This is a genomic window from Oleiphilus sp. HI0067 (assembly GCF_001635735.1).
Window position 1 is genome coordinate 1 of the sequence record NZ_LWFI01001306.1, and the last position, 1,018, is coordinate 1,018.

Below are 1,018 nucleotides of genomic sequence, written 5' to 3' on the forward strand. Positions count from 1 at the left end.
GGGGTTTGAAGGGTGTTTTTAGGCAGCCACGCAATCAACATGGACGCAAAAGGTCGTATGGCGATTCCGACGAAGATTCGGGAATCGCTTTCGTCTTTTTGTGGTGGCCGTGTGGTAGTGACTGCACATACCGAAGAGCGTTGCTTGTTGGTTTATCCAGAAAATCAGTGGCAAGAGCTTCTTCCTAAACTCGAAGCACTTCCTAGTTTCAATAAAGCCTCTCGAAGAATTCAGCGACTCATGATCGGTTATGCAACGCCATTAGAAATGGATGCAAATGGACGCATTCTTTTGCCTACGCCTCTGCGCGAATATGCTGGGCTTGAAAAGAAAACCATGTTGATTGGTCAAGGTAAGAAATTTGAATTGTGGAGTGAGCAACGTTGGATTGATTGGCTTGATGCTGACGAGTCTGATGATGATATTCCAGAACAATTAAATAACTTGTCGCTATAGCTATGACTGACTCTGCCCATATTACAGTGCTTCTTAATGAAGCCGTTGATGCGCTTATAGGCAATGAAGAAGGACTATATGTTGATGGAACCTTTGGCAGAGGTGGGCATAGCCGTCTCATTTTAAGTCGTTTGTCAGAATCAGGGCGTTTGGTTGGAGTTGATAAAGATCTAGCTGCTATTGAGGTTGCAAACAAACTTCATGATGAAGACGCCCGTTTTGAGATAGAGCATGGCTCGTTTGTCGATATTCCACTGTATTTAGCTAAGCGTGGTGATGAGTTGGCAGATGGAGTATTGGTTGATCTAGGTGTTTCGTCACCGCAGTTGGACGAAGCTGATCGAGGTTTTAGTTTTATGAACGACGGCCCTCTTGATATGCGCATGGATACCAGTGCTGGTGTTAGTGCTCAGCAGTGGCTCGCAGAAGTCGAAGAGCAAGGGTTGGTGCGTGTACTAAGAGATTATGGTGAAGAGCGTTTTGCTAAGCGCATAGCTGCTGCAATCGTCGAGGCGAGATCTAAGCAAGTCATTGATACCACCTTGAAGCTTGCAAATATTGT

The 1,018-nt window shown here is 45.4% G+C and carries 2 protein-coding genes; both read left to right on the forward strand.

The genetic code is table 11. From position 1 onward, the window contains the following. Positions 1 to 12: 12 nt before the first annotated feature. The gene (mraZ, locus tag A3739_RS20155) at positions 13 to 456 is read left to right on the forward strand and encodes a division/cell wall cluster transcriptional repressor MraZ (protein ID WP_068473654.1); all 444 of its coding nucleotides are present in this window, start codon (positions 13 to 15) and stop codon (positions 454 to 456) included. Positions 457 to 458: 2 nt separating this feature from the next. After that, positions 459 to 1,018: 16S rRNA (cytosine(1402)-N(4))-methyltransferase RsmH (rsmH, locus tag A3739_RS20160; RefSeq protein ID WP_068502566.1), on the forward strand; the 560-nt coding region annotated here is incomplete at its 3' end.